Below are 26,573 nucleotides of genomic sequence, written 5' to 3' on the forward strand. Positions count from 1 at the left end.
CCCGCCATCTGCCCGTTTCGCCCGCACTGACCAGGAAACGAGTCGATCAACCGTTCGCTCCCCATTCCGGTCAGGAGGCTACCTGATGCCAACTCCGGCCCTCGGGGCCGTGGCGTGGATCACGTCGAACCCGCCGGCCGTCCGGTGCGTAGAGTGGGGCAACCGAGACGGGGAGAGCGCCAGGTTGACAAAGCGTGCCTCGTCGGTCCGTGGATCAAGGAAATCGGCCCCAAGCCGGAAGACGGCCAGAGCATCTGGCCCGACCGGACGCGTGACACGCAAGACGAGCGGTTCGGCGAAGAGCTCCGTCTCGCCGACGGCGCACGCGCGACCGCCTGGCTCCGACACAAGGACGAGGGCCTGGAGCGTGACCTGCGATGCCTGGCCCTGGCCCGCGGAGTGATGTGATGCGGGCCGGACTATCAGTGGCCAGGTGGACTTGGTTCTGGCCGCGATTCCGTGAGCGATCTTGTCGCTGCCGTCACAGGCTCAGCAGCAGGTCACGGACCGCGGCAGGCTGGGACAGGAACGGGTGGTGGCCGGCGTCGAGTTCGACGACGCCGCCGGCCCGGCGGGCGAACTCGCGCTGGAGGTGCGGCGGGGTGCCCCGGTCCTGGGCGCAGACGAGGTAGGTCGAGGGCACCTGCCGCCATGCGGCCGCCCCGACCGGCTGCCCGGTCACCTGCACGCTCTGCCGGGCGAGATGGTCCGCCGCCTGCGCCTGGATCTCGGGGTCGCAGTCCTGCAGGAACGTGTTCACGAGCAACTCGGGGCGAACCCCGAAGGTGCCGGCGTCGGTGTCGACGTCGAGAAACGGGGCGGGGCTGCCGTCCCCGAACTCCGACAGGCTCTGCCCGACCTCGGGCAGGTAGCTGGAGACCAGCACCAGGTGGCGTACCGACCCGATACCCGCAGCGGCTTCCGCGGTGACGATGCCGCCGTAGCTGTGGGCGACCACAACGGTCGGCTCGTCGCTGCCCAGCAGCGCCTGCCGCACCGCCGTGACGTCCTCGGAAAGCCCCGGCCCGCCGACGCCACCGGGCAGGCCCGCCTCGCCGCAGCTCGGCAGCGCCGGGGCCACGCTCGGCACCCCTCGCTCCTGCAGCAGCTCGGCGGTGCGGTGCCACCACCACGACCCGTCCCGCACACATGCCCCATGTACGAACACGACCCTCATGGCTGCCTCCACGTCTGCCTTGACTGCCCTTCCACCAACGGTAGACGTAGCCGCCGCTACGACGGGGAGGCGAAGATCATTCACGGAATCGCGGCCAGACCCAGATGAGGCTCTGGCGTGAGTTCCGTGAAAGCCGCCCGCGGATCTTGGTGATTGTCGATCATGATGGGTGTCTGTCGCTGATCTTCTGGCCATCCTGTTCCCCCAGTTCGCGCTGCTGAGCGTGGACTTCATCAGGCCGGTTGGCCGGTCGGTACGAGTGCATGCCCGGGGTCGGGCGCCGGGGGCGGAGTGCCCGGGCTGCGCGAGGTGGTCCGGGCGTGTCCACAGCAGCTACGAGCGGCGGGTCAGCGACACGGCGGTCTCCGGCCAGGAGCTGGTGCTTCACCTGCGGGTTCGCCGGTTCTTCTGCGACAGCGACGACTGCGGGCGGCGGACCTTCGCCGAGCAGATCCCCGGCCTGACGTTCCGCTATGGGCGGTGCACGGTGCCGCTGCGGAAGCTCCGCGAGGCCGTCGCTCTCGCACTCGGCGGCCGAGCCGGAGCTCGCCTGGCCGAGCACCTGTCAGTCGGGATCGGTCGGGACGCCCTGATACGCCTGATCCGCGCACTACCAGACCCGGCCACCGGACGGGTCCGCGTGCTCGGCGTCGACGACTTCGCCCTGCGCAAGGGCCACCACTACGGCACCGTCCTGATCGACATCGAAGGTCGCCGTCCCGTCGAGGTCCTGCCCGAGCGGTCCGCCGACGCCCTGGCCCACTGGCTCACCGAGCACCCCGGCGTCGAGGTGATCTGCCGTGACCGGGCTGCCTACTACGCCGAGGGCGCGACCCGCGGTGCCGGCACCGCGACGCAGGTCGCGGACAGGTACCACCTCTGGGCGAACCTCGGCGATGCGGCCGAGCGGCTGGTCGCCCGCCTGCGCCCGCAGTGGGTCCCGCCCGCGCCAGACAAGGAGAAGGTGGCGCTGCCCGAAGGACCGCGGGCCCGGCGCACTCGTGAGCGCCACGCCGCCGTCCACGCGCTGATGGACAGGGGTATGGGGCACAGCCAGATCGTCGCCGAACTGCACCTGGACCCGAAGACGGTACGGAAGTTCATGAGGGCCGCCACTGCAGACGAGCTGATCGGCGCGGGGCCTTCGGGCGGTCGGCAGACCAGTTTGCAGGGCCACACCGCCTACCTGATCGCCCGGTTCAACGAGGGCTGCCACAGCGCACTTCGGCTCCATCGTGAACTCACCGAGCGCGGCCTGGCCGTCAGCGAGCGCACGATACGACGCTTCGTGTACAGGCTGCGCGAGAACGCCAAGCCGACCACCTGCCCGCCGGTCCCCAAGGTCCGCGAGGTGACTGGACTGATCCTCACCCGCCCCGACCACCGGTCCGAGGAACAGCAAGTCCTCCTGAAGGAACTACGTCTCCGCTGCAGGGAGTTGGGCGACGCGTGTGACCTCATCTCCCGGTTCGCCTCGATCCTCGTGAACCGGCGCGGCCAGGAGGAACTCGAACAGTGGACGGCAGACGCTCAGGCGAGCACCATGCCCGAGCTGCGAGGCTTCGCTACCGGCTTGCGCAAGGACTGGGACGCGGTCATGGCCGGCCTCACGCTCCGCTGGAACTCAGGCCCGGTCGAGGGTCACGTCAACCGGATCAAGATGCTCAAGAGGCAGATGTTCGGACGCGCCAAGCTCGACCTCCTGCGCAAGCGTGTACTCCTCGCGTCCTGAGGGTCACCGCGGGCGGCTTTCACGGAACTCACGCCAGAGCCAGAAGGTGGAGGCCGTCGCCGCGTTGCTGCCGGCGGATGTCCGCAGAGTCGGTGTCCTGAAGGTCGGCGCGTCCATCGGTACGCCGCCGTCGGCCTACTACCCCGACCCGGCGAAGAAGCAGGCGGCCGGCGTCGACATCGACGTCACCGACGCCGTCGCCAAGGTCCTGGGCATCACCGTGGACCGGCAGGAGGCGTCCTTCGAGTCCATACTTCCGGCACTGGGCAGCGGCAAGTTCGACGTCGGGACGGGCGACTTCGGTGTCACCACCGCCCGTCTGAAGACAATCGACTTCGTCACCTACATCGACGACGGTCAGGGCTTCGCCGTACGGAAGGACAACACCTCCCTCCAGCCCGTCACCGACCTCACCCAGCTCTGCGGGCTGACCATCGGCACCGGCGCCGGAACCACCTTCGAGACGACACTCAACGCCAAGAAGGACGTCTGCGCCGCCGCCGGCAAGAAGCCGTACGAGGTGAAGGTCTACTCCGACACCGCTGCCATCCTCACCAGCCTCCAGCAGGGCCGGGTGGACACCGTGATGTCGACCATCAACGGCCTGCGCTACCAGGAGAGCCGACCCGCCTCCAGCACCAGGTTCCTGGGCGAGTTCCACCGGCTGGACGTCGGCGTCGCCTTCAAGAAGGGATCGCCGCTGGCCCCCGCCTTCCAGGCCGCCGTCAACCAACTGATCAAGGACGGCACCTACGACCGCATCCTGCGGAAGTGGGGCATCACCGGTTCCGCGATCGAGAAGTCGGACATCAGCCCACCGGAGCACCCATGAGCACCGTCATCCGTACCGAGAGCCCGGCCGGCATCGCACCGGTCGAGAACCTGGCCGATCTCCCCGTCGTCCCGGCCCGCCATCCCTGGCGCTGGGCGGCCGGCGCAGCCGCCCTGGTCCTGGTCACGCAGTTCCTGCACGGACTGGCCACCAACCCCGGCTGGGACTGGCCGACCTTCCAGGCCTACCTCACCACCCCCGTCATCCTGCAAGCCGTCGGTGTCACCATCCAACTCACCTGCTACGGCACGGTCCTGGGCTTCGCCACCGGCGCCGCCGTCGCCGCCCTCCGACTCTCCCGCAGCCCCATACTCCAGACCATCGCCTGGACGTACACCTGGGCCTTCCGCTCGATCCCGCTCATCGTCCAACTGGTCTTCTGGTTCAACCTCTCCTACCTGTACAAGCAGTTGGGCGTCGGTGTCCCGTTCGGCCCGACGTTCCTCTCCTTCGACACCAACGGACTGCTCGGCGCGACGGGGGCCGCCGTCCTCGGACTCGCCCTGCACCAGGCCGCATACGCGGCGGAGATCATCCGGGCCGGTGTGATCGCGGTCGACGGCGGCCAGTTGGAGGCGGCAGCGGCGCTCGGGATCCCGCGCCTGCGGCAGGCGCGGCGGATCATCCTGCCGCAGGCGATGCGGGCGATCCTGCCGAACGCCGCCAACGAGGTCGTGTCGCTGTTCAAGGGCACCTCGATCGTCTACGTGATGGCGATCGGCGAACTCTTCTACCAGGTCCAGGTGATCTACGGCCGGACCGGCCGGGTCGTGCCGCTGCTGATGGTCGCGACCGTCTGGTACGTCGTGCTCACCACGCTGCTGTCGATCGCCCAGTACTACGTGGAGCGGCACTTCGCCCGCGGCAGCCTGCGCAACCCGCCGCCGACCCCGTGGCAGCGCATCCGCGGGCTCCTGTACACCACCCTGGCCGACAGGCCGACCCCACCGACTGCGAGGACCACCCGATGACCACCACCGCGATGGTCGACATCCGAGGCGTGCACAAGAGCTTCGGCCGACTCGAAGTGCTGCGCGGCGTCGACCTCCAGGTAGCGGCCGGCTCGGTCACCGTCATCCTCGGTCCGTCCGGCTCCGGAAAGTCCACGCTGCTGCGAGCGGTCAACCACCTGGAGAAGCTCGACCGGGGCTACGTCTCCATCGACGGCGAACTGATCGGCTACCGCTACGCGGGCGGCAAACTGCACGAGCGGCCCGAGCGCGAAGTCCTGCGCCAGCGCACCGACATCGGCTTCGTCTTCCAGAACTTCAACCTCTTTCCGCACCTCACCGTGCTCGACAACGTCATCGAGGCCCCGGTCAGCGCCCTCAGGAAGCCCAAGTCCGAGGCACGTTCGTCTGCCCTCGACCTGCTCGCCAGGGTCGGCCTCGCCGACAAGGCCGACACCTACCCGCGCCAACTGTCCGGCGGCCAGCAGCAGCGCGTCGCCATCGCCAGGGCGCTGGCGCTGGAGCCCAAGGTGTTGCTCTTCGACGAGCCCACCTCCGCGCTCGACCCCGAACTGGTCGGCGAGGTCCTGGACGTGATCAGGGACCTCGCCCGGGCCGGCACCACCATGATCGTGGTCACCCACGAGATCGGGTTCGCCCGCGAGGTGGCGGACACGGTGGTGTTCATGGACGGCGGGGTGGTGGTCGAACAGGGACCGCCCGCCGACGTCCTGGACGACCCGCAGCACGAGCGCACCCGCGCCTTCCTCTCCAAAGTCCTCTGACCCTCTGCACTGGAGCCAACGCCATGCCTCTGACCCGCCGCGCCCTTCTCGCCTCCGCACTCGGCCTGGTCGCCGCGCTCACCTTGACCGCCTGCGGCAGTGCCGACACCGCCTCCGCCGACCTCGGCGCGGGAAAGGGAAGCGCAGCGCCCGACGGCACCCTGGTCAACCTGACCGCTGATCAGAAGCGCATAACCACCCCCAAGGTGGACGCCGTCGCGGCCCTCGTCCCGGACGCCATCAGACAGCGCGGCACCCTTCAGGTGGTCGACAGCCTGGGCACCACCCCGCCGCTCGACTTCTACGCCACCGACAACAAGACCATCATCGGCGTCGAGCCGGACATCGCGTACCTGATCGGCGATGTCCTCGGCCTCAAGGTCGAGTTGAACCCGGTTTCCTGGGAGAACGTCTTCGTCGGCCTGGACAGCGGCAAGTACGACGTCGGCCTGACCAACATCACCGTCACCGAGGAGCGCAAGGAGAAGTACGACTTCGCCACCTACCGTCTGGACATCCTCGGCTTCGAGACGAAGAAGGGCACCGGCTGGAAGGTCACCGGCCCCAAGGACGTGGCCGGCCACACCATCGCGGTGCAGTCCGGCACCAACCAGGAGAAGCTGCTGGTCAGCTGGAACGACCAGAACGTCAAGGCCGGGCTCAAGCCGGTGGACATCAAGTACTACCAGAACGCCTCCGACCGCTACCTTGCCCTCTCCTCCGGCCGGATCGACGCCTACCTCGGCCCCAACCCGCTGCTCGCCTTCCACGCCGCCCAGACCGGCGAGACCGAGGTGATCGGTACCTACTCCGGCGCCGGAGCCGACACCGTGGGCAAGATCGGAGCCGCCACCCGGAAGGACGACGGCCTGGTCAAGGCCCTCAACGCGGCGATCAACGAGATCATCAAGAACGGGACCTACGGGCAGGCGCTCAAGCGCTGGGGCCTGGCGAACGAGGCCGTCCCGACCTCGGAGACCAACCCGCCCGGGCTGCCCAAGACCAACCCGTAGCCCAGGCATCCCCAAGGGCCTCCTCATGCGACTGAAGCCGCTCAGCCGTGCCGCCGTGCTCTCGGCAGCCGCCCTCCTGGCCCTGGCCACGCCGGCCGCACTACGTGTACGCGGAGATCTCGCCCGCGACGGGGGAGGTGGTGCGACGCAAGGGTTGGGCAGCGGCTTCCTGTACGACACCCCGCAGATGACCGGCACCGTCGCGCCGGGCGGGGTGGTGTTCCAGGGCGCCGTGACCGGTGTGGTCCGGGTGTCCCCGGGCTAGGAAGGCCGGCCGTGCGGGGGCAGGTGCGGAGTCGGTACGGACGGCTCCGCACCCGGCGGCGTGACGGGCATCCCGGCGGCCGCCCAGGCCTGGAAGCCGCCGATCACGTCGGTGGCCCGCCGCAGCCCCAGCTGCCGCAGGGACAGTGCGGCGAAGGAGGAGGCGTAGCCCTCGTTGCACAGCACGATCACCCGCAGGTCGTGATGGGTGGCCTCGGGCAGCCGGTATGGGCACTGCGGGTCCAGGCGCCACTCCAGTTCGTTGCGTTCCACGACGACCGCTCCGGGGATGAGACCGTCGCGGTCGCGCAGCGCACCGTACCGGGTGTCCACCAGCAGCGCCCCCTCCTCGCGTGCGGCAGCCGCGGCCTGGCTCGGCGTCAGGCGGTGCAGCGGGCTCCGGGCTTCCGCGAGGAGCTGGTCGACGGTCTTGGGGATTTCCGGCATGATCACCACTCCTGGGTCTGCTCGGTCCGTGTCAGCCGCAGGACCCGGCCGTCGCGGGTGTACCGGCGCATCAGCGGCAGCGGCGGGTAGTAGACGTGGACGGACACCGCGTGCTCGGTCCGGGACGGATTGACCACCTGGTGGACGTGGTGCGGGCCGAAGGCGCGGCCCCGCCCGGTGGAGAGCTCCCGCCGGCGGTCCACGCCGTCGGCCAGCTCCAGCACCCGCCAACCCTCGGTGGGCAGCTCCACGGCGATCGAGCTCTCGCGCAGCAGCCCTGAGGCGGTGGCGAAGGCGCCACGGGAACCGCCGTGGTCGTGCCAGCCGGTCTCGGCGCCCGGAGGCCATCCGATCACCCAGGCCTCGGCGCCGCCGGGTGCGGGCAGCGAGATCCAGCTGCGTTCGCCGGGCCGGCGAGGCAGGCGGGCGAGCACCCCGGGGTCGGCCGCGGTCCGGTGGGCGAACTCGAGCAGCTCGCCGAGCGTGGGGCCGTCGTTGCCGGTGGGGCGGATCGCCGGGGTGGGGCTGGATACAGCGGTGCCGTCGGTGCGGAGCAAGGGAACCGTCCTGCGTGTGGGTCGCCCTGGGGAACGGGCTGCGGATGGTGACGCGTTCCGGAGCCGACTGATCGAGTGCGCGGGCGTGCGCAGGCGCTGTGCGCGGCAGACTGCCCCAGGGGGCGCGGATGGAGCTCCCGCACGGACGGAGTCTCGGGGGCTGCGCTTCGATCAGGCGGCGGGGCGACAACACAGGCAGCCGGCGTACCGGACGGTGTCCAGGTGCGTGCGCCGGAAGAGCCTGAGGTCGAGGTGTCCCACGGTCGGCAGTGAACCAGGAGAGTAGTGAAGAGGTCAAGCCTGTCGGGCCGGCGCGGGGCGGCATCGGCATCGACGCTGGTGGACAACCATGCGCGGGCGGCTTGCCCAGGCCAGGCCGTCAGCGTCGGCGCGGACCGCAAGTTGCCCGTGTCCTGGCTCGTCTTCGAACGGCACCGCACCTTCCGCTACGGCGGCGGCCTCCGTTCGGTGCCCCACCTGCCCGGTGAGCCCACCCCGTACGACCCGGAGACCGTGGCCCAGGCCCTGCGGGAGGCCGCCGCCGCGTTCGAGTGATCTGCGGGAAAGTCACGGGAGTGTTGCCCCGGATTGCTTTTCCGCTGCGGCACTTGAGCACCGCTCGCCCCGCGTGTGAGGGTGGCCCGGACGCCCGGTGATCGGCACCGGGGCCGTGCAGGACGAACCGCGCTGCTCGGTGCCGAGCCCGCTGCGGAGGACGGAGGACCCGGTGCCGTCGCGCCCGCAGCCCCTTCGGAAACTGGGATTCCTGACCATCGGGCTGTTCGACCCGGCCGATCCTGCCCGGGGACACGAGTCGACGCTTCGGCTGATCGAACTCGGCGAGCAGCTGGGATTCGACAGTGCCTGGGTACGGCACCGGCATCTGCAGCACGGGATCTCCTCCCCCATCGCCGTGCTGGCGGCGGCCTCCCAGCGCACCAGCCGCATCCACCTGGGCACCGCCGTCATACCGCTGGGGTGGGAGAACCCGCTCCGGCTGGCCGAGGACCTGGCCACCACCGACCTGCTGTCCGGCGGCCGGCTCAACCCCGGAGTCAGCGTCGGACAGCCCGGCCACTACGCCAGGGTGGCCGGCGCTTCCCTGGACGACGCGCAGGCCGCCTACCGCGCCCTGCTCGCGTCAGTCGGCGGACAGCAGGTGCTCGGCGCCGCCTTCGAGCATCTTGGCGGTCTCGGTGGAGCGGGGGAGCATGGTCTTCTCGTAGGTGCGGATGGCCTCGTCGACGGTGGTGGAGTTGGCGAGGGCGAGGGCGAGTTCGCTGGCGTCGAGCATGGCGAGGTTGACGCCGACGCCGAGCGGGGGCATGAGGTGGGCGGCGTCGCCGAGCAGGGTCACCGTCGGGTTGTGCTGCCAGGTGTGCGGTACGGGGAGGGCGAAGATCGGGCGGTCGACGTAGGGGGCGTCGTTGTCGGTGATCATCTGGTGCATGCGGGGCGACCAGTGGGCGTACTCGTCGAGGAGCAGGGCGCGGATGCCGTCGGTGTCGTCGGTCGTCAGACCGCTCCGGCTGATCCAGTCGACCGGGACCCGCCGGATGACGTAGGCACGGATGTGGTTTCCGCTGTTGCGCTGGGCGACCAGGCCGCGGTGGCCGTCGGCTGAAAAAGCGCTGCCGGGGCCGACCAGTTCGGCAAGGTCGGGGTGGCGGTTCTCGACGTCGGAGAACCGTGCCTCCAGGAAGCTCACCCCGGTGTACTGGGGGACGGCGGGGGAGACGGCCGGGCGTACCCGGGAGAAGGCGCCGTCGGCGCCGATGACCAGATCGGTCTCGACGGTCGTGCCGTCGGTGAAGTGCAGTTGTCGCGGCCCGTCGGCGGGCCCGCTGATCGAGTCGAGGGCCTGTCCCCAGTGCACGGTTCCCGGTTGCAGGGAGTCGAGCAGCAGGTCGCGCAGCTGGCCGCGGTCGATTTCGGGCTTGAAAAGCTCGTCGGCCTCCGGGAGCTGATGGGACGTCATCCGGCCGGTCGGGTCCAGCCGGCGCATTTCCTGCCCTTCGGGGCGGGCCAGCTGGAAGAACTCGTCGAGCAGGCCGGCTTCGCGCAGGGCGATCTGGCCGTTGTCGGCGTGCAGGTCCAGGGTGCCGCCCTGGTTGCGCGCGTCCGGGCCCGGGTCGCGGTCGTGGACGGTGACCGCGAGGCCGCGCCGCTGGAGGATGCGGGCGCAGGTCAGCCCGCCGGGTCCCGCGCCGATGATGCTGATGCGGGCATGGGCAGGTGCCGGGGAGTTCATGGGTGGTCCCTTCGCCGGTGCCGGATCGCGGCCGCGGCCCTGTGCCGCGGAGTCGTCAGACACCGACTCCATTATTTTTGAACCGTTCCAAATATGCAACTGTTTCGATTTTGCTGGATTCCGGGTAGGGTTGGCACATGGCAGAGACGACGATCGACCGCGCAGGAACGGGCGGGCGGCGCGAACGCAAGAAGGCCGCCACCCGGCAGGCGATCGCCGACACGGCGCTGCGGCTGTTCCTGGAGCGCGGCTACGAGCAGGTGGGCGTCCGCGAGATCGCCGAGGTCGCCGACGTGTCGGTGTCGACCTTGTTCAACTACTTCCCCCAAGGCAAAGAAGCCCTGGTCTTCGACGAGGACGCCCGCCATGAGGCCGCCCTGGTCCGTGCGGTCACCGACCGGCCCCCGGGCCAGACGGTCTCCGACGCCCTGCGCGCCCACCTCACCGGCTTCGTCGACTCGGCCCACACCCGAGACCCCCGCTTCGCCGACTTTCAGCGGCTCATCCAGCAGACTCCGGCCCTACGCGAGTACGCCCGCGCGATGTGGCTGCGCCACGAAGAGGCTCTGGCCCGCGCTCTCGCCGACCAGACCGGCCGGCCGCACGACGACCTCATCTGCGCCGCCTATGCCCGGTTCACCCTGGAGATCATCGCGTTCGCCGGATCCCGTCCTGACCCGGCCGCCGCCGTCGAGCAGGCCTGTCTCCTGCTCGACCAGGGTTGGACGACCGCGGTCGCCCGACACGACCCCGCCACTGCCACCTCCCCAACCGCATAGAGCCGGTTTCAAGCAGGCGGACGCGGGTCCTAGCGCGTTTCCGCGCCCGGCTGACCACGCCGCGCGCCCGGCCATGTTCGGGCGCGGAGCTCCTGGCGAGTATGCCGCCAATCTAGCGAACATGTTCGTTGCGAACATGTCTTTCTGCGGGTGCATGTGGCGGCGGTCGGGCGGCTTGGCGCGCCCGACCGCCCGTGGACACGCATACCGTGTGTGGCGGTGCGTTGCGGCCGCCTCCCTGTGTCGCTGGTGCTCGGCCGCGTGGTCCCTGGTCATGTCTCGTCGAGATCAGGCGTCGAGTGTGGAGATCCAGTCGCGCAGGACCGCGACGTACGTCTGCGGGTCGCTCTGGTGCATGACGTGGCCCGCCTTCGGGAACGACTGGTAGTCGAACCGCTGCCCGGCCTTGGTGATGAGTTCGCGCATGTGCCGGACCTGGAGGTCCGAGACGGCCCCCTGCAGCCGGCCGCTCTCCTCGTCGACCTTCCAGAAGTGGTGGGAGAACATGACGGGGACCTTGACGGAGGCGAGCATGCGGGCGTGGTCGCAGGAGGCGCTGGCCGAGCCGGTGGCGAAGGCGCGGGCCCACTCGGGGTCGTACTCCTTCCAGGTCTGGGGCGGTTCGTCGCCGTCCATGAAGGCGCCCATCTGCGCCAGGCCCTTGGCCAGTACCGGCGGCAGTTCGCGGGCCATCGCCTCTTTGAGGCCCCGCCAGTCGCCGATCGACCACTGGTCGCCGAGGTACTTGCTGATGAGCGTGAACCACGGGCCGATGGCCTGGTGCATGCCGTGGCCGTAGGGGGGCTGGATCTCGGAGGAGAACAGCGGTGCGTCCTCGTAGTACGCCCCGCGGAGCATGCCGGGCGGTGCGTAGGCGGACAGCCAGGCCGCGATGACGCCGCCGGAGGACAGGCCGCAGGCGACCACCGAGCGGCGGACGCGTCCGGAGACGAACCGGACCAGGTCGTTGCCCATGTTGTCGAGGGTGTAGCGCCCGGGGGTGCGGGTGGAGCGGCCTTGGCCGCGCAGGTCCACGGCGAAGACCTCGAAGTCGTCTTCGAGCAGCTTCATGGCTGCCTCGTAGCCCCACCAGGACTCCCCCTGTGCGGGGATGAGCAGGAGGGCCGGCTTGTCGGCCGGTCCGGTGGTGGCGTAGTTGAGTGTCACCTCGCCGGTGTCGAACGTCTCCTCGGGGTAGCCGTGTTCGACGTAGGTGGCGTCGGGGTTGTGCGGTCCGTAGTTCATCGCAGTCCCTTGAAGTAGTCGCCGGTCTCGAAGTCGGCGAGCAGGCCCGGGTGGGTCGGTTCCCAGCCCAGGACCTGCCGGGTGGTCAGGGCGGATGTCGGGTTGTCGAGGGAGATGACCATCGCGAGGAACCCGAAGTGTGCCTGCAGTTGGTCGGCGGGGATGCTCGCGGTGGGTATGTCGAGGTGGTCGCCGATGCTCTGGGCGATCCGGCGCAGCGGGATGCCTTCGTCCCCGGCCGCGTGCCAGCGGGTGCCGGCCGGTGCGTTCTCGAGCGCGAGGCGGAACAGGTGGGCGACGTCGAGGGTGTGGACGGCGGGCCACTGGTTCCCGCCGTCGCCCGGGTAGCCGGAGACGCCGGTCCGCTGGGCGATGGCGATCAGGGTCCTGGCGAAGCCGTGCCGGTCCAGGGTGCTGTGGGTGATGGGCGGGATGCGCACGACCGAGGAGCGCACGCCCCGCCGTGCCAGGGCGAGCACGGCGTTCTCGTTCTCGGTGCGGCCGCCGGGGCCGCCGGCGTCCTCCTCGGTGCCGGGCCGGCCCAGGCCCGCGGACACCAGGCCGAGCGTGCCCGACGCCGCGACCAGCGGCTTGCCGGTGCCGGCGAGCGCCTCGCCGAGCGCGTGCACGACGGCGAGGTCCGCGGCGACGGCGGCGGGGTAGTTCCCGGAGCGCATCTGCTCGTGGTCGAAGGCGAGGTGGACGACACCGTCGCAGTCCGCGGCGGCCTCGGCGATCGCGGCGGGCTCGGCGAGGTCGCCGCGGTGCGCGGTCGCACCGTACCCGGTCACCGCCGCTGCGGCGGCGTCGGATCGCGCGAGACCGACGACGTCGTGCCCGGCGGCGACGAGTTCGGGGACGATCGCCGAGCCGAGATGGCCGGACGCACCGGTGACGAAGACACGCATGGTGACTCCCGTGGGTGTGGTGGGGGAAGGGCAGGAAGAAGTGATGAGACTGAGTCCCGTCACTAGTTCCACCGTAGCGCGTGATGGGACTCGGTGCCATCACTTAGGATGTGGTCATGGCCAGATGGGAACCGAACGCGTGGGAACGCCTGGAGCGCGCCGCGCTCGCACTGTTCGCCGAACGCGGGTACGACGCCACGACCGTCCCCGAGATCGCGGACCGCGCAGGCCTGACCAAGAGCACGTTCTTCCGGCATTTCGCCGACAAGCGAGAGGTGGTGTTCGGCAGGCAGGACATGCTGGCGGAACTCTTCAGCGACGCGATCCGGGCCGCCGGGCCATCGGCGACGATCGGCGACTGCCTCGCCGCAGCACTGGAATCCGCCGCCCCCGGGCTCACACCCGAGCGCCACGACCTCGCCGTTCAACGGCGAGCGATCATCGCCGCCAACAGCGAACTGCAGGAACGCGAGCTCCTCAAACGCGCCCGCCTCACGTCCGCCATCGCCGACGCCCTCCGGGCACACGGAGCCGACGAGACCACCGCCGACCTGGCCGCCGCGCTGGGGGTCCTCGCCTTCAGCACCGCCTTCGCCCGCTGGGCGGCGCCGGAGAACCGGCAGCCGTACACCGAGATCGCGCGCACGACCCTGCGCGATCTCCAGTCCCGCGCGGCCGGTCTTGCCGCAGACACCGAGGTTCGCGCCTGACCTGGGAATCCGGCCGATCACGTGGCTGGTCACGACGCCAAGTGCGCGAGTTCGCGGCTGCCTGACCTTGGCAGGGGCAGGCAGCCGCCAGGGGCTGTGGTCATACTCGAACGCATGGACAGCACAACGCCGTTGGGACGGTTCCTGCGGGCCCGCCGGGGACAGCTGCAGCCCGCTGACGTGGGGTTGCCGCACTATGGCGAGCAGCGGCGGGTGCCGGGCCTGCGCCGGGACGAGGTGGCTCGACTGGCCGGGGTGGGGGAGTCGTACTACATCCGGCTGGAACAGGGGGTTTCGCAGCACGCCTCGCCGCAGGTGCTGGACGCGATCGCGGGGGCATTGCTCCTGGACGCCACCGAACGGAGCCACCTGTACGACCTGGCCGGCGCGGCGCGCGCGGCCGACGAGGGAGGTCGCGCCAGGGGGCGAAGCCGGGCGCGGGAGCGGCTGAGCGAGGAGACGAGGCAGCTGATCGCCGCCTTCGGCGACACCCCTGTGATCGTCCTGGGTCTGCGCAGCGACGTGCTGGGCTGGAACCCCACCGGCCACGCACTGTTCGCAGGCCACCTCGACCCGGACAGTCCGGCCGATCCGGCCGCACGCCCGAACACCGCGCGTCTGGTCTTCACCGACCCCCACACCCGGGACCTCTACGAGGACTGGCCGAAGAAGGCCAGGGACGCGGTGGGCCGACTGCGATCGTGTGATCGCACGTCAGCAGGGCGTGGTGCTGTCGGAGTCCAGCGTCACCGCCACCGTGAGCCTGCTCGCCCTCGACGACGGCGGCTTCACTCTCGCCGTGCGACTGCGGGTGGACCTGCCGGGAATGGACCAGGGTGTGGCTGACGAGCTCGTCAAGGCCACCCACCAGGTCTGCCCCTACTCCAACGCCACCCGCGGCAACGTGGAGGTGGACCTGAGCGCCACCGTCTGAGCCCGAGCAGCCGTCCCGACGTGAGCGGCTCACGTCGCCGTCGGGGACGGGCACGAACCGGCAGGCGGCCGTGCAGCTTCGGGTCGTGCATGTAGGGGGTCGCCCGCGTAGAAAGCCGAGGCCTGTTGCAGAACTGCCGCCGACTGGCCCTGCCGCCTTCGCGGCGGGGCTGTCGCCCCCACTACGGCCGAGTCCCGCCGGCCTCGGCTCGCGCCGGACTCGGGCACCACCCGGAGGTGCCGGCCTCAGGACGCGACCGGCTCCGGCCGGAAGGCGTGGTCGATGTTGTCCTCGACCCAGTTGCGCAGGTGGTTGAGCGGGATCGCGGCGCTCTGACCGAGCGGGGTGAGGGAGTACTCGACGTGCAGCGGCACGGCGGGGTAGACCGTGCGGTCGAGGATGCCGAACTCCTCCAGACGGCGCAGGGTCTGGGTCAACACCTTCGGGCTGACGCCCTGAAGCTTGCGCTGGAGCTCTCCGAACCGCTGGGGTCCGCCCTCGAGGGCGCCGATGGCGAGGGCGGACCACTTGTTGGCGAGCAGGTCGAGCAGTGCGCGGCAGGGGCACTGGGCGGCGTAGACGTCGTGGTGCGAGTGCTGGCCGCTGGGGCAGGTGGTCGTCATGCTTGCTCTCCTCACCAGGTCACTTCCTGATGGGAAGTAATGGACCTTGAAGGTAACTATACCCACGGGGATAGCGTCGTCGACGTCAACAGGAAGGCCTGGCAACGGCCTTCCGCAGAGTGCTCTTTCAGGAGATGACGCATGTCCGCAGACATGATGCGCGCGGTGGTCCAGGACACCTTCGGCGGCCCGGAGGTGCTGCGGGTCGAGCGGGTGCCGCGCCCGGCGCCGCTGCCGACCGAAGTGCTGGTGCGGGTGCACGCCGCCGGAATCAACCCGGTGGACTGGAAGACCCGTGGCGGCACCGGCATGGCCGGCCTGCTGGGCGAGCCGCCGTTCACCCTCGGCTGGGACGTGTCCGGGGTGGTGGAGGAGGTCGGCTTCGGCGTGACCACCCTCAAGGTCGGCGACGAGGTGTACGGCATGCCGTGGTTCCCGCGCGTCGCCAACGCCTACGCCGAGTACGTGACCGCGCCGGCCCGGCAGTTCGCCCGCAAGCCCGCCACCCTCGACCACGTGCACGCGGCGGCCGTACCGCTGGCGGCGCTGACCGCCTGGCAGGCCGTCGTCGACACCGCCCACGTCACGGCTGGCCAGCGCGTCCTGATCACCGCCGCGGCCGGCGGCGTCGGCCACTTCGCCGTCCAGTTCGCCCGCCACCTGGGCGCCCACGTAATCGCCACCGCCAGCGCCGCCCGCCACCCCTGGCTCAAGGAACTCGGCGCCAACGAGAGCGTCGACTACACCACCACCCGGTTCGAGGACGCCATCAAGGACGTCGATGTCGTCATCGACCTGGTGGGCGACGCCCACGACAGCACCAGCACCCGCTCGCTGAAGGTACTGCGCCCGGGCGGCCTGCTGGTCGCGATTCCGGCCGGTGTCTCACCGGAGCTGGCGCAGGCCGCCGAGTCCGCCGGGGTGCGAGTCACCCCGTTCCTGGTCGAGCCGGACGGTGCCGCGCTGACGGCGATCGCCGGGCTGATCGACGCCGGCGAGGTCGCCGTCGAGGTGGAGGAGACCTTCCCGCTGGAGCAGGCCGGCGCGGCCCACGCCCGCGGCGAGGCCGGCCGCACCCGCGGCAAGCTCGTTCTGACTGTCACCAACTGAACCATTCTCACGTGGAGTTCGGAGAAAGCATGTACTACGAGATCCGCCGCTACCAGGCGCAGCCCGGACGTCGCGAGGAGTGGGTGCGTTACATGGAGGACGTGGTCATCCCGTTCCAGGCCTCGCTGGGCATGGACGTGACCGCCTCCTTCGTCGACGCCCAGGACGAGGACGGCTATGTGTGGATCCGCCGCTTCGAGGACGAGGCTCAGAGCGAGGCGCTGTACGAGGCGGTCTACCAGAACGACCGCTGGAAGAACGAGATCGGCCCGGTGGTCTACGGCCTGCTGATCCCCGAGAAGTCCGTCGTCACCCGCGTCACCCCCACGCCCGCCTCGCCGCTGCGGTGACCCGGCTGCGGCCCCCGCACCCGTCACTCGCCACCAGTACAGCGACACAGGAGACGCGGCAGCTGGAGCAGGACGCGCCCGGTGAGGTCCTCGCCGGCGGCGTCGGCCACCGTGCTGAGGACGGCGCCGATGTCCCACAGGGCCGTGGCTTCGGTGGCGCCCTCGATCCAAGCGGCGGTGGCGCGCACGAACCGTTCCGGGCTGAGCGGCTCGGCAGTCCGCAGCGGGTTGAGCAGGATCAGGGCCATGGTCTCCGGCAGGCGGGCGGCCAGTTCGGCGCGCACCTCGGCGACCAGGTGGGCGCCCAGTAGGGCCAGGACGACCCGGGCCGCGCGCTCGGCTTCCTGCGGGGTGTCGTACTTGGCGTTGCCCCGTCGCCGCGGGCGGTCTCGGCGAGGCGGCCGGCGGTCGGCGGTCGGGGGATGTTCCGGCCGCCCCTTCGATCGAGGGGAGAGATCAGGGGCGGCGCGGAACGGCATCGGGGGCCGGTCAGGCCTGGATCTGCTTGCGGTCGCCGCTGTGGCTGATCGCGACCTTGCGGGGCTTGGCCTTCTCGGCGACCGGGATCTTCAGGGTCAGCACGCCGGCGTCGTAGTCGGCGGTGATCCCGGCGGGGTCGAGGGTGTCGGAGAGCATGACCTGGCGGGAGAACACGCCGAGGGGGCGCTCGGACAGCTCCCACTTCACGCCCTCGCCTTCCTGGCGCGGGCGGCGCTCGGCCTTGACGGTCACCATGTTCCGCTCGACGTCGATGTCGATCGCCTCCGGGTCCACTCCGGGCAGGTCGAAGCAGATGACGTACTCGTCGCCGGCCCGGTAGGCGTCCAGCGGCATCGGCGCCGGACGCGACCAGGTTCCCGTGTTGCCCAGGAACTGCTGGGTCAGACGGTCCAGCTCGCGGAACGGGTCAGTGCGCAGCAGCATCGCGAAACACCTCCACTGATCGAATGGGTGCCAGTGCGCTTCACCTGCCACCTTTCTAGCGCGTCATCCATCCGATGACAAGTCCTGGTGTCGCCTATAGAGTGACTGCATGAGTGAGAAGCCCCGCAGACCCGCCGCTGCCGCTCCCCGGCCGGTCGAGCCCACCTCGTTCCTGGCGGCCGCGGCGGCGCTGGCCGCCATCGACGACGCCGTCCGCACCGCCCAGAACCCCGCGTCCCAGCCCCCGATCGCCCCTGCTGCGCAGGCAGGCCCCGAGCAGGCCTTGGCTGCCCTGGTGCTGCTGCGCGAGCTGCGCACCGAGCTCGCCGGCTGGGAAGCCGGCCTGGTGGAGACCGCCCGGGAGGCCGGCGCCACCTGGGCCGACCTCGCCCGCCCCATGGGCGTGGCCAGCCGCCAGGCCGCCGAGAACCGCTACCTGCGCCTCAAGCCCGCCAGCGGCACGACGCAGGCCGGTACCGGCGCGGAACGCGTCAAGGCGGTCCGCGACCGGCGGGCCGCCGACCGAACGGTCACCGCCTGGGCCCGCGACAACGCCGCCGAGCTGCGGGTCCTCGCCGCCCAGATCACCATGACCGCACTCGCCCCCGGCGCCCGCCCCGCCCAGGCGGCCCTGACCGCCGCCCTCGGAGCCACCGACCCCGCCGACCTCATAGAGCCTCTCGCCGCCATCCGCCCCCACCTCGGCACCGGCCAGGGCGACCTCGCCGCCCGCCTCGCCGCCCTCACCCACCACACCACCCGGCTCCGCGATGACAGCGACCGACGCCGCGCCTGACCCTGTCGCCGCCGCCGAAAGGCGCTGGCAGGACCTCCTGGACCGGATCCACGACCTCGAAGCACGAGTGGCCGCCACCACGAGCACCGTCACCATCGCCCTCGACACCCACCTCGCCCGCCTCGACGCCCTGGGCCACCAGCTCGCTCAGACCACCTGGCCACTGCCCGCCCCCGATCCGGGCAGTCCCCAGGCCACACCGCCGAACAACCGGCCGGACTGACAGGGCCGGGAGCCACCGCAGCCACCCGGGTTTTGGTGGGGTCAGCGTTCTTCGCGGAAGTCGACGTGACGGCGGGCGACGGGGTCGTATTTGCGCAGGACCAGTCGGTCGGGGTCGTTGCGGCGGTTCTTGCGGGTCACGTGCGTGTAGCCGGTGCCGGCGGTGGAGCGGAGCTTGATGATCGGGCGCAGCTCGTTGCGGGCCATGAGGTCCTCCTGTGGTCGGATGGGAATCGACCATAGCAAATGAAATCCATTTTCATCTAGGTTAAGGTGAGGATGCCGTCCGGGCCGCCGTGCCCGGGGTGGCCTCTCGCCATGTCCTTGTGCCCGTCCGATGGAGCAGCCCATGTCCGCACACTGCCAACTGACCGGTCGTAAGCCTGGGTTCGGCAATGCGATCTCGCACTCGCACCGCCGTACCAGCCGCCGCTTCGACCCCAACATCCAGCGCAAGCGCTACTGGCTGCCCAGTGAGGGCCGGTACGTGCGCCTCACGTTGAGCGCCAAGGGCCTGAAGACCGTCGACGTGATCGGAATCGAGGCTGCGGTGGCCCGCATCCGCGCCCGTGGGGAGAAGGTCTGATGGCCAAGCAGAGCAAGATCGCCAAGAACGAGCAGCGGCGCGCGGTCGTCGCGCGGTACGCCGAGCGCCGCGCCGAACTCAAGCGGACCATCGCCCACCCCGACACCGGGCCCGCCGAGCGCGCCGCCGCGCAGGCCGAACTCGCCCGCCAGCCGCGCGACGCCAGCGCCACCAGGATCCGTAACCGCGACGCCGTGGACGGCCGCCCGCGCGGCTACCAGCGCGCCTTCGGCCTCTCCCGGATCAACCTGCGCACCCTGGCCCACGCCGGACAGCTGCCCGGTGTGCGGAAGTCGAGCTGGTGAGCGCGGTGCCCGAACACGTCAGGCTCCCGGTCGTGGTGGTGGCCGGCCTCCACCGGGCCGAACGCCGCCGCGCCGTCCAGGAGTTGCTGGACGGAAGCGTCAACGGCGTGGTCCTCCACCACGACCTGCGCGATGCCCCGCGTGGCACCGTCCACCGCGAACTCCGCGACGCCAGCGACACCATCATGACGGCGGACGTCCCGCTGACCAACGACTGCCCCTGCTGCGCGCTGCGCGAGGACCTGCTGCCCGAGCTGCTGCGCCTGGCCGAGGCCGGGCAGCACGGGCTCGCGATCGTCGAGCTGTGGGGCGGCAGTGACCCGCACCCGGCGGTCGAGTTGATTGCCGGGGGCGAGGTGGACGGCCGTCCGATGGGGGAGTCCATCGAACTGGCGGGCGCGGTGGTCGCCGTCGACCCGGACCGGCTGCTCGGAGAACTCTCCGTCTCCGACGACCTGGCGGAGCACGGCGAGCACACCGCCCCGGACGACTCCCGTACCCGCGCCGAGGCGCTCGCCCATCAGATCGAGTACGCCGCCACGATCGCCGTCGCCCGTGGCGGCGAGGCAGGGTTGTCCATGCTCCGCCAGTTGCACCCGACGGCTCGGCGGGTCCTGCTCGGTACCGGTGAGTTGTTGCGGGCGGCGCTCGGCGGTTTCGACGTGGCCGCCGCCCGCGACCGGGTGAATCCGGCCCTCGCGCTGCTGCCGCAGCAAGCCGACGAGGCGGGGGTGGCCACCCTGGTGTGGGAGCGGCGCCGACCGCTGCACCCGGTCCGCCTGTATGAGGCGCTGGAGCTGCTCGTCCCGGCGGCGCAGCGCAGCCGCGGCCGGTTCTGGCTGGCCAACCGGCCCGAACTGATGCTGGCCTGGGACGCCGCCGGAGCCAACCTCGCCGTCGAGGAGTGCGGGCCCTGGCTCGCCTCGCTGCCGGACGCCGCCTGGGAGCTCTACCCGCCCGCCCGCAGGGCCGCCGCCGCCCTCGACTGGCACCCGGTCCACGGCGACCGCGTCCAGCAACTCGCCTTCATCGCCGAGGGTTTGGACGTCGATGGCGTCACCGAACTGCTCGACTCCTGCCTGCTCACCGACGCCGAACTGATGGCGGGGGAGGCCGGCTGGAAGACCCTGCCCGACGCCTTCGAGGACCTGCTCGAACCCGTCTCCTGACCAGAGAGAAGAACCGATGGCCAAGCGCCCCACCGGCGGACGTCCGGCCCGCCCGCGCCCCAACCCGCTCATGGAAGCCGGGATCACGTACGTCGACTACAAGGACACGAACCTGCTGCGCAAGTTCATCTCCGACCGCGGCAAGATCCGCAGCCGCCGGGTCACCCGTCTTACTGTGCAGGAGCAGCGGGTGATGGCCCGGGCGATCAAGAACGCCCGCGAGATGGCCCTGCTGCCCTACGCCTCCACCGCCCGATAGGAGAGACCCCACATGGCCGTTCCCAAGCGGAAAACCTCCCGCAGCAACACCCGGCACCGCCGCGCCCAGTGGAAGGCCGCGGCCCCGCAGCTTGTCCCGATCACCGTCGACGGGCGCGAGCACCTGGTGCCCCGCAACCTGGTCAAGGCGTACGAGCGAGGGCTGCTGACGCCGTGAGAGCACGAGGAGCCGTGGCGTGACCGCTGCCCCCTCGCGGCGGATCTCGGGCCGATGAGCGGCAAGGCCGGCACAGGTGCCCGAGGTGCGCTGGCCGCGCCGGGACCGGTCGGCCCGGCGCGGCCACCCGAGGCGGGTCAGCCGGTGAACGCGGTGGTGCCCCTCGGGCTGCCGAGGCCGGTCGGGCCGTCGTAGCCGGTGGTGCCGGTGCACAGGTAGGACGTCGAGCAGCTGCCGTTGGAGCCGCTGGTGACGTCGTTCAGCGAGCCGGTGTGGGCGTAGGGGAAGGCGGCCGGGTAGCTGCCCGCCGAGGGCGCGCCCGCGTCGGCGTAGACGCCGGCGATGACGGGGGCGGCGACGCTGGTGCCGCCGTAGACGACCCAGCCGTTGCCGCCGTAGGTCAGGTAGACGGAGACGCCGGTGGCCGGGTCGGCGACGGCGGAGACGTCGGCGATGGTCCGCTTGGCGCAGCCGGTGTCCTTCTGCCAGCTGGGCTTGGCGTCGTAGGCGGAGCAGCCGGAGCCGGCGCCGTTCCACACGGACTCGCTCCAACCGCGCGTGTTCCCGGCCTTCTTGAGGGTGGTGCCGCCGACCGAGGTGACGTAGCGGGAGGCGGCGGGGTACTGGGCGCCGTAGCCGGAGTCGCCAGAGGAGACGGTGATGGCGACGCCGGGGTGGTTGAAGTACTGCTTGTCGTAGGTCGGGTCGTTGGAGGACTCGCTGCCGCCGTAGCTGTTGGAGACGACCTTGGCGCCGAGCCTCACGGCAGTGTTGACGGCCGTCCCCAAGTCGGCCGTGGTGGCGCGGGAGGCCTCGACGAGGACGATCTTCGCGTTGGGGGCGATGGCGGACACCATGTCGAGGTCGAGGGCGATCTCGCCCGCCCAACCGCGGTCGGCGCGCGGGTACTTGGTGCCGCCGTTCTCGTCGACCTTCTTGAAGCAGCCGTTGGCGGTGGTGCAGGCGGGCAGGCCGTACTGGGCGCGGTAGACGGCGAGGTCGCCCTCGGCGTTGGGATCGTCGTACGCGTCGACGATGGCGACGGTGACACCGGCGCCGCCGTTGGCGGGCAGGCTGTAGGCGCTGCGCAGGTCGGCGGCGCCGTAGCCGGAGGGGGTGAGGGCGGTGGTGGTGTCGGTGACGCGCAGGGCGTGGCAGGACATCGTGTCGCCCTTGGCGAGGGTTGTGCAGGAGCGCACCCAGGACGGTGAACCAGCTTGTAAGGGAAGGGCGTTGGCGGGGGCCACAACGGCGATGGTGGCGAGGGCGGCCGAGCCGGCGAGCGCGGCGGCCGTGCGGCGGGCGAGGTGGGGGGTGAGGGTGGTGGCGCGCAACGGAGGTCCTCCGGATCGGTGGGGGCGGGGCGTGGGGGCGTTGCACGGCAACGGCTTTGGGGATGCCGGGTCGTGGCCGGGGTGGGTCGCGGCCGTGGCCGCGACCCACCCCGGCGTGGCCTCAGGAGGTGGTGAGGGCCGTGTCGTCGATGACGAAGCTGGTCTGGAGGGAGGAGTCCTCGGTGCCGGTGAACTTGACGGTGACGCTCTGGCCGGCGAAGGCGCTCAGGTCGTAGCTGCGCAGGGTGTAGCCGGCGGCCGCGTTGACGTTGCTGAAGGTGGCCAGGGTGGTGGTGCCGGCCTGGACGGTCAGCTTGTCGTACGCGGTCGAGCCGGATTCACCGGTGTCGATGTGGAGGTAGAAGCTGAGGGTGGCTTTGCAGCCGGCCGGGATCGTCACCGTCTGGGTGAGGGTGTCGGTGTGGCTGGAGCCGTAGCCGTCGAGCCAGGCCTTCCAGCTGCCGCTGTGCGCGGGCTCGCTGCTGCTGTTGTCGATGACGCCGGGGGTCGCGGTCCAGGGCGCGGCGCTGCCGGTCTCGAAGCCGGGGTTGCCGAGCAGCTGGGTGGCGGTGCAGCCGCCGCCGGTGCCGGTGACGGTCCAGCTGAAGGTGGTGGAGCCGCTGGCGCCGGTGGTGTCGGTGGCGGTCACGGTCGCGGTGTAGCTGCCGGCGGTGGTCGCGGTGCCGGTGATCAGGCCGGTGGTGGCGTTGACGGACAGTCCGGCGGGCAGGCCGCTCGCGCTGTAGCTGAGGCTCTGGCCGGACGCGGAGTCGCTGGCGTGGATCTGCAGGCTGACCGGGGAGCCCTGGGCGGTGCTCTGGCTGCCCGGGTTGGTGACGGTGACGGTGTTGCCGCCCGTGCTGCCGGAGGTGAAGGCGGCGGTGCCGTTGGGGGTGCCGAGCCCGGTCGGGCCGTCGTAGCCGGCGCCGGCGGTGCACAGGTAGGACGGGGAGCAGCTGCCGTTGGCGCCGCTGGTCACGTCGTACAGCGAGCCGGTGTGGGCGTACGGGTAGGAAGCCGGGTTGGTGCCGGTGGCCGGGGTGCCGGCGAGGGCGTAGACGGCGGCGATGATGGGGGCGGAGGCGCTGGTGCCGCCGTAGACGTTCCAGCCGGAGCCGCCGTAGGTCTGGTAGACCGCGACGCCCGTGGCGGGGTCGGCGACGGCGGAGACGTCGGCGACGGTGCGCTTGGCGCAGCCGGTGTCCTTCTGCCAGCTGGGCTTGGGGTCGTAGGCGGAGCAGCCGGAGCCGGCGCCGTTTCCGCCGGAGCTGCTGCCCCAGACCTTCTCGCTCCAACCACGGCTGGTGGAGGCGCGGTTGAGGCTGGTGCCGCCGACGGCGGTGACGTACTGGGAGGCGGCCGGGTACTCGACGCCGTAGCCGGAGTCACCGGAGGAGACGGTGATGGCGACGCCCGGGTGGTTGAAGTAACTGGCGTCCGAGCTCGGGTCGGTGGAGTCCTCGGGGCCGCCGTAGCTGTTGGAGACGTACTTGGCGCCCATCGAGACGGCGGTGTTGACCGCGGCGCCGAGGTTGTCCATGGTCGCGCTGTCGGCTTCGACCAGGAGGATGTGGCAGTTGGGGCAGACCGCGCTGACCATGTCGACGTCGAGCGAGATCTCGCCGGCCCAGCCGCTGTCGGCGCTCGGGTAGCTGGTGCCGCCGCGCTGGTCGACCTTCTTGAAGCAGCCGTTGGCGGTGGTGCAGGCGGGCAGGCCGTACTGGGAGCGGTAGGCGGCGAGGTCGGACTCGGCGTTGGGGTCGTCCTGGGCGTCCACGATGGCGACGGTGGCGCCGGAGCCGGCCGAGGCGGGCAGGTTGTAGGCCGAGGCGAGGTCGCTCGGGCCGTACCCGGACGGGTTGATGTTCGGGGCCAGCGTCAGGTGCTGGGGCACGTCGGTGCGGGCGAGGGCCAGGCAGGCCATCTGTCCGGGGTGGGTGGGGGCGGCGCAGACCCGCTTGGTGGCGGCGCCGTTGGTGGGCGCGTCGGTCTTGGCGTTGGCGCCCGGCGCGGCGATCGCGAGCAGGCCGGTGGCGGCCATGGCGAGGGCGGGCAGGGCGGCGAGCAGTCTGCGGGCTCTGGGCAGCCGCGGGCTGCTGGGGGAGTGGGAGCGCAAGAGTCGACCCTCCGTGGGGGACGAGGGCGCGGCCGGTGCCGGCATGGGGGTTTTCGCCGGTACGGGCTCGTGCCCGTGCTGACGGATCTCGGCATGTGCCGTCGGCCCCGGTGGGTGTCCACGGACCGACGTGGTGCTTGCGCTGTACGGGAGTTGGGCGTTCCAGAGGGGTGGAATGCCAGGCTCATGACAGGCAGCTGCCGGTCGATGGCCTCACCGCGCCGGACTGTCGCCGACTGGTGCGGGCCTTGAGGTTACTGACGGGTCATCGAGGGCAACAAGGCGACGGTCGCTGCCTTTACCGCCCCTTGCCCATGAATTTCCGAGGAGTAGAGCAGAGGAAGATCGTGTGACGAGGCCGGGTCGGGTGAGTGTCAGCGGCGGGCTGTGGGCCGGCCCGCGTCCGTGCCGTCACGGGGGCGTCGACCCGTGCGGCGGCCATACTGCGGTCGACGCCCTGGGTGGCCCGGCGAACCCCCATTACGTTGTGGGGAGGTTAGCGAATCCGTGCGACGAACAGTTGTCGGCCGAGGAGTGCCAGGGCGTGGTCGTCCTCGGGAAGCGTCACGACGGTTCCCGAGCCGGCGGCTGCCAGTCCTCAACAAGCTCGACCTGGTCGGTGAGCAGGAGGCCGTACGGCTGCGGGCCGCCCTCACCCGCCTCAACCCCGCCGCCCGGATCGTCCCGGCCCGGCACGGCCGGGTGGACCCCGCCGAACTGCTCGGAACCGGCCGCTTCGACGTCGAACGCGCCCAGCAGGCCCCCGGCTGGGTCGCCGAACTCAACGGCGACCACATCCCCGAGACCGAGGAGTACGGCATCTCCAGCACGGTGTTCCGCGCCGAGCGGCCCTTCCACCCCGGCCGGCTCTGGGAGTTCGTCACCGAGGACCTGGACGGCGGCGCCTACGGCACCGTCCTGCGCTCCAAGGGCTTCTTCCGCCTGGCCACCAGGCCGCACGTCACCGGCCTGTGGTCCCAGGCCAGCTCGGTCGCCCGCTTCGAACCGGCCGGCGTCCATGCGGACGGCCAGGGCCAGGAACTGGTCTTCATCGGCACCGCACTGAACGCCGACGCCCTGCACGATCGACTCGCCGCCTGCCTACTGGCCGACGGCGAGCCGATCCTGCGGGGCGGGGACCCGTTCCCCGCCTGGGAGGCGCACGGCGACTGCCCCGTATAGGGCTACTGGTCCGAGGGCGGGAGGTCCCGGTACGGGGCACGCGGCTGGGGGACGGCGTGCTGCTCGGAGACGTCGATCCGCGGCGCCGTGGTGGCCGGTGCCTCCGGGGTCGGATTCCAGACGCCGGTGAGGTCCACCCAGCTGTCGGTGGCAGGGGCCGGCCCGGTGGCGTGCACCAGGACGCGCAGCCGCCGGGCGTCGGCCGCGCAGCAGCTGACGACCAGCCGGTTGAGGTACCACTCGCCGGGCTGCGCTCCGGGGGAGACGAAGCCGGTGAGCCGCACCTTGCGGTCCGCCAGGCTCTTGTTCGGGTCGTGGCTGCGGCCGATGAACTCGGTCAGCGACATCGGAGTCGGCACCGTGACGGAGGCACCGGCGGCGCTGCCCGGGGCAGCCGGCTGCTGGGACAGGTCGGCGTACTTCGCCGGTTCGACGACGGCGTCCGTGCCCTCCCGGGAGGCGCTGAACGAGCCGAGCGGGGGCGGGGTGAGGCAGAGCAGCAGCACGGCGGGGATGGTCAGCAGCCAGGCCACGCGCGGGCCGTGGTCGTGATCGTGTCCGTGTCCGTCGTCCTTGGCGGGCCGGAGCCAGACCGCGTTGCCCTCGGCGTCCCGGCCGAACTGCATCACCGGCTCCTGCCGGTGGGCGGTCACGCGGCGCACCACGCCCGCGATACCCAGCCCGAGCAGCACGATCCCCGAGGCGATCAGCGGAATCCGCAGGCCCTCCTTGACGTACTGCAGGAACACGTCGCTGCCGACGGTGATCCGCAGCAGGGCCGCCCCGACCAGTGCGACGAGCAGGGACGGGGCGAGCCCCCGGACGGTGGCTGTCAC

32 protein-coding genes and 4 pseudogenes are annotated in these 26,573 nt (G+C 71.2%); 23 read left to right on the forward strand and 13 right to left on the reverse strand.

The window, feature by feature from the left end:
* Positions 1 to 114 precede the first annotated feature (114 nt).
* The gene (locus F7Q99_RS21780; RefSeq protein WP_153463939.1) at positions 115 to 408 is read left to right on the forward strand and encodes a hypothetical protein; all 294 of its coding nucleotides are present in this window, start codon (positions 115 to 117) and stop codon (positions 406 to 408) included.
* Between the two features lie 73 nt (positions 409 to 481).
* Here F7Q99_RS21780 and F7Q99_RS21785 read toward each other — a convergent pair whose 3' ends face one another.
* Positions 482 to 1,177 (reverse strand): alpha/beta hydrolase, encoded by a 696-nt coding sequence (locus tag F7Q99_RS21785; RefSeq protein WP_153463942.1) that lies wholly within the window; start codon positions 1,175 to 1,177, stop codon positions 482 to 484.
* 169 nt (positions 1,178 to 1,346) lie between these two features.
* Between F7Q99_RS21785 and F7Q99_RS21790 the strand changes: the two genes are divergently transcribed.
* The 6 genes and pseudogenes from F7Q99_RS21790 (at position 1,347) to F7Q99_RS21815 (ending at position 6,754) form a co-directional block, all read left to right on the forward strand.
* On the forward strand, positions 1,347 to 2,909 hold the full coding sequence (locus tag F7Q99_RS21790; RefSeq protein ID WP_153463945.1) for an ISL3 family transposase: 1,563 nt from the start codon (positions 1,347 to 1,349) through the stop codon (positions 2,907 to 2,909).
* A 40-nt stretch (positions 2,910 to 2,949) separates the two neighbouring features.
* Positions 2,950 to 3,741 (forward strand): annotated as a pseudogene (locus tag F7Q99_RS21795) (ABC transporter substrate-binding protein); the annotation flags it as partial.
* On the forward strand, positions 3,738 to 4,712 hold the full coding sequence (locus F7Q99_RS21800) for an amino acid ABC transporter permease (RefSeq protein WP_153463948.1): 975 nt from the start codon (positions 3,738 to 3,740) through the stop codon (positions 4,710 to 4,712). The pseudogene F7Q99_RS21795 and the gene F7Q99_RS21800, both read left to right, overlap by 4 nt.
* A complete protein-coding gene (locus tag F7Q99_RS21805; RefSeq protein WP_326846962.1) occupies positions 4,709 to 5,476 on the forward strand; it encodes an amino acid ABC transporter ATP-binding protein in 768 nt (255 codons plus the stop codon). The genes F7Q99_RS21800 and F7Q99_RS21805 overlap by 4 nt, the downstream gene beginning before the upstream one ends.
* Positions 5,477 to 5,499: 23 nt before the next feature.
* Entirely contained in the window at positions 5,500 to 6,489 is a 990-nt protein-coding gene (locus tag F7Q99_RS21810) for an ABC transporter substrate-binding protein (RefSeq protein ID WP_153463952.1), read from the forward strand.
* 25 nt (positions 6,490 to 6,514) lie between these two features.
* A complete protein-coding gene (locus F7Q99_RS21815; RefSeq protein WP_153463954.1) occupies positions 6,515 to 6,754 on the forward strand; it encodes a hypothetical protein in 240 nt (79 codons plus the stop codon).
* Here F7Q99_RS21815 and F7Q99_RS21820 read toward each other — a convergent pair.
* The gene (locus F7Q99_RS21820; RefSeq protein ID WP_153463957.1) at positions 6,751 to 7,200 is read right to left on the reverse strand and encodes a rhodanese-like domain-containing protein; all 450 of its coding nucleotides are present in this window, start codon (positions 7,198 to 7,200) and stop codon (positions 6,751 to 6,753) included. The genes F7Q99_RS21815 and F7Q99_RS21820 overlap by 4 nt on opposite strands.
* 2 nt (positions 7,201 to 7,202) lie before the next feature.
* Positions 7,203 to 7,757, reverse strand: coding sequence for a cupin domain-containing protein (locus F7Q99_RS21825; RefSeq protein ID WP_153463960.1), 555 nt, complete (start codon positions 7,755 to 7,757; stop codon positions 7,203 to 7,205).
* A gap of 402 nt (positions 7,758 to 8,159) precedes the next feature.
* Here F7Q99_RS21825 and F7Q99_RS21830 point away from each other — a divergent pair, with 402 nt between their 5' ends.
* Positions 8,160 to 8,312, forward strand: a complete 153-nt coding sequence (locus F7Q99_RS21830; protein WP_195911143.1) for a hypothetical protein — start codon at positions 8,160 to 8,162, stop codon at positions 8,310 to 8,312.
* Positions 8,313 to 8,484: 172 nt separating this feature from the next.
* Positions 8,485 to 8,880 (forward strand): annotated as a pseudogene (locus F7Q99_RS21835) (LLM class flavin-dependent oxidoreductase); the annotation flags it as partial.
* An 18-nt stretch (positions 8,881 to 8,898) separates the two neighbouring features.
* Here the strand turns inward: F7Q99_RS21835 and F7Q99_RS21840 are convergent.
* Positions 8,899 to 10,008 (reverse strand): FAD-dependent oxidoreductase, encoded by a 1,110-nt coding sequence (locus F7Q99_RS21840; protein WP_153463963.1) that lies wholly within the window; start codon positions 10,006 to 10,008, stop codon positions 8,899 to 8,901.
* Between the two features lie 137 nt (positions 10,009 to 10,145).
* Here F7Q99_RS21840 and F7Q99_RS21845 point away from each other — a divergent pair, with 137 nt between their 5' ends.
* The gene (locus tag F7Q99_RS21845; RefSeq protein ID WP_153463966.1) at positions 10,146 to 10,787 is read left to right on the forward strand and encodes a TetR/AcrR family transcriptional regulator; all 642 of its coding nucleotides are present in this window, start codon (positions 10,146 to 10,148) and stop codon (positions 10,785 to 10,787) included.
* Between the two features lie 288 nt (positions 10,788 to 11,075).
* On the opposite strand, the gene F7Q99_RS21850 is transcribed toward F7Q99_RS21845, so the two are convergent.
* Positions 11,076 to 12,032, reverse strand: coding sequence for an alpha/beta fold hydrolase (locus tag F7Q99_RS21850; protein WP_153463969.1), 957 nt, complete (start codon positions 12,030 to 12,032; stop codon positions 11,076 to 11,078).
* Positions 12,029 to 12,940: an SDR family oxidoreductase gene (locus tag F7Q99_RS21855; RefSeq protein ID WP_153463972.1), complete on the reverse strand. Its 912-nt coding sequence runs from the start codon at positions 12,938 to 12,940 to the stop codon at positions 12,029 to 12,031. Before F7Q99_RS21855 ends, F7Q99_RS21850 begins: the two co-directional genes overlap by 4 nt.
* Positions 12,941 to 13,056: 116 nt before the next feature.
* Between F7Q99_RS21855 and F7Q99_RS21860 the strand changes: the two genes are divergently transcribed.
* The 3 genes and pseudogenes from F7Q99_RS21860 to F7Q99_RS21870 all read left to right on the forward strand — a co-directional run bounded on the left by F7Q99_RS21860 (position 13,057) and on the right by F7Q99_RS21870 (position 14,584).
* Positions 13,057 to 13,650 carry a TetR/AcrR family transcriptional regulator gene (locus F7Q99_RS21860; RefSeq protein WP_153463974.1) on the forward strand — a complete coding sequence of 198 codons (594 nt, stop codon included), beginning with the start codon at positions 13,057 to 13,059 and terminating at the stop codon, positions 13,648 to 13,650.
* Between the two features lie 114 nt (positions 13,651 to 13,764).
* Positions 13,765 to 14,292 (forward strand): annotated as a pseudogene (locus tag F7Q99_RS21865) (MmyB family transcriptional regulator); the annotation flags it as partial.
* A 61-nt stretch (positions 14,293 to 14,353) separates the two neighbouring features.
* Positions 14,354 to 14,584: an OsmC family protein gene (locus F7Q99_RS21870; protein ID WP_326846963.1), complete on the forward strand. Its 231-nt coding sequence runs from the start codon at positions 14,354 to 14,356 to the stop codon at positions 14,582 to 14,584.
* A 245-nt stretch (positions 14,585 to 14,829) separates the two neighbouring features.
* Here the strand turns inward: F7Q99_RS21870 and F7Q99_RS21875 are convergent, their stop codons facing one another.
* Positions 14,830 to 15,207: a winged helix-turn-helix transcriptional regulator gene (locus F7Q99_RS21875; protein WP_153463977.1), complete on the reverse strand. Its 378-nt coding sequence runs from the start codon at positions 15,205 to 15,207 to the stop codon at positions 14,830 to 14,832.
* A 141-nt stretch (positions 15,208 to 15,348) separates the two neighbouring features.
* Here F7Q99_RS21875 and F7Q99_RS21880 point away from each other — a divergent pair, with 141 nt between their 5' ends.
* Together F7Q99_RS21880 and F7Q99_RS21885 are read left to right on the forward strand one after the other, a co-directional pair.
* Complete coding sequence (locus F7Q99_RS21880) at positions 15,349 to 16,317, forward strand: NADP-dependent oxidoreductase (protein WP_153463980.1); 969 nt, start codon at positions 15,349 to 15,351, stop codon at positions 16,315 to 16,317.
* 11 nt (positions 16,318 to 16,328) lie between these two features.
* Positions 16,329 to 16,667 (forward strand): NIPSNAP family protein, encoded by a 339-nt coding sequence (locus F7Q99_RS21885; RefSeq protein WP_326846964.1) that lies wholly within the window; start codon positions 16,329 to 16,331, stop codon positions 16,665 to 16,667.
* A gap of 23 nt (positions 16,668 to 16,690) precedes the next feature.
* Here F7Q99_RS21885 and F7Q99_RS21890 read toward each other — a convergent pair whose 3' ends face one another.
* A complete protein-coding gene (locus F7Q99_RS21890; RefSeq protein WP_153463982.1) occupies positions 16,691 to 17,146 on the reverse strand; it encodes a DUF2267 domain-containing protein in 456 nt (151 codons plus the stop codon).
* Positions 17,147 to 17,156: 10 nt separating this feature from the next.
* Positions 17,157 to 17,591: an Hsp20/alpha crystallin family protein gene (locus F7Q99_RS21895; protein ID WP_153463985.1), complete on the reverse strand. Its 435-nt coding sequence runs from the start codon at positions 17,589 to 17,591 to the stop codon at positions 17,157 to 17,159.
* A gap of 109 nt (positions 17,592 to 17,700) precedes the next feature.
* Between F7Q99_RS21895 and F7Q99_RS21900 the strand changes: the two genes are divergently transcribed.
* Complete coding sequence (locus F7Q99_RS21900) at positions 17,701 to 18,387, forward strand: hypothetical protein (protein ID WP_153463987.1); 687 nt, start codon at positions 17,701 to 17,703, stop codon at positions 18,385 to 18,387.
* Positions 18,362 to 18,610: a hypothetical protein gene (locus F7Q99_RS21905; protein WP_153463990.1), complete on the forward strand. Its 249-nt coding sequence runs from the start codon at positions 18,362 to 18,364 to the stop codon at positions 18,608 to 18,610. Before F7Q99_RS21900 ends, F7Q99_RS21905 begins: the two co-directional genes overlap by 26 nt.
* Positions 18,611 to 18,651: 41 nt before the next feature.
* Here the strand turns inward: F7Q99_RS21905 and rpmG are convergent, their stop codons facing one another.
* Complete coding sequence (gene rpmG / locus F7Q99_RS21910; protein ID WP_153463993.1) at positions 18,652 to 18,816, reverse strand: 50S ribosomal protein L33; 165 nt, start codon at positions 18,814 to 18,816, stop codon at positions 18,652 to 18,654.
* 142 nt (positions 18,817 to 18,958) lie between these two features.
* Between rpmG and rpmB the strand changes: the two genes are divergently transcribed.
* The 5 genes from rpmB to rpmF are packed head-to-tail and all read left to right on the forward strand — an operon-like array spanning position 18,959 to position 21,105.
* Positions 18,959 to 19,195, forward strand: a complete 237-nt coding sequence (gene rpmB / locus F7Q99_RS21915; protein ID WP_153463996.1) for a 50S ribosomal protein L28 — start codon at positions 18,959 to 18,961, stop codon at positions 19,193 to 19,195.
* A complete protein-coding gene (gene rpsN / locus F7Q99_RS21920; protein ID WP_153463999.1) occupies positions 19,195 to 19,500 on the forward strand; it encodes a 30S ribosomal protein S14 in 306 nt (101 codons plus the stop codon). Before rpmB ends, rpsN begins: the two co-directional genes overlap by 1 nt.
* Positions 19,497 to 20,669: a CobW family GTP-binding protein gene (locus F7Q99_RS21925; RefSeq protein WP_326846965.1), complete on the forward strand. Its 1,173-nt coding sequence runs from the start codon at positions 19,497 to 19,499 to the stop codon at positions 20,667 to 20,669. Before rpsN ends, F7Q99_RS21925 begins: the two co-directional genes overlap by 4 nt.
* A 16-nt stretch (positions 20,670 to 20,685) precedes the next feature.
* Positions 20,686 to 20,928, forward strand: a complete 243-nt coding sequence (gene rpsR, locus F7Q99_RS21930; RefSeq protein WP_153464003.1) for a 30S ribosomal protein S18 — start codon at positions 20,686 to 20,688, stop codon at positions 20,926 to 20,928.
* Positions 20,929 to 20,940: 12 nt separating this feature from the next.
* A complete protein-coding gene (gene rpmF / locus F7Q99_RS21935; RefSeq protein ID WP_153464006.1) occupies positions 20,941 to 21,105 on the forward strand; it encodes a 50S ribosomal protein L32 in 165 nt (54 codons plus the stop codon).
* Positions 21,106 to 21,242: 137 nt separating this feature from the next.
* Here the strand turns inward: rpmF and F7Q99_RS21940 are convergent, their stop codons facing one another.
* A complete protein-coding gene (locus F7Q99_RS21940) occupies positions 21,243 to 22,439 on the reverse strand; it encodes a S53 family peptidase (RefSeq protein ID WP_153464009.1) in 1,197 nt (398 codons plus the stop codon).
* A gap of 121 nt (positions 22,440 to 22,560) precedes the next feature.
* Positions 22,561 to 24,555: a putative Ig domain-containing protein gene (locus tag F7Q99_RS21945; RefSeq protein WP_407697815.1), complete on the reverse strand. Its 1,995-nt coding sequence runs from the start codon at positions 24,553 to 24,555 to the stop codon at positions 22,561 to 22,563.
* 594 nt (positions 24,556 to 25,149) lie between these two features.
* On the opposite strand from F7Q99_RS21945, the pseudogene F7Q99_RS21950 reads away from it, so the two are divergent.
* Positions 25,150 to 25,737: pseudogene (locus F7Q99_RS21950) on the forward strand (GTP-binding protein); the annotation flags it as partial.
* Between the two features lie 2 nt (positions 25,738 to 25,739).
* On the opposite strand, the gene F7Q99_RS21955 reads toward F7Q99_RS21950, so the two are convergent.
* A complete protein-coding gene (locus F7Q99_RS21955) occupies positions 25,740 to 26,573 on the reverse strand; it encodes a TIGR03943 family putative permease subunit (RefSeq protein WP_153464012.1) in 834 nt (277 codons plus the stop codon).

The organism is Streptomyces kaniharaensis, from assembly GCF_009569385.1.
Classification (GTDB): Bacteria; Actinomycetota; Actinomycetes; order Streptomycetales; family Streptomycetaceae; genus Kitasatospora; species Kitasatospora kaniharaensis.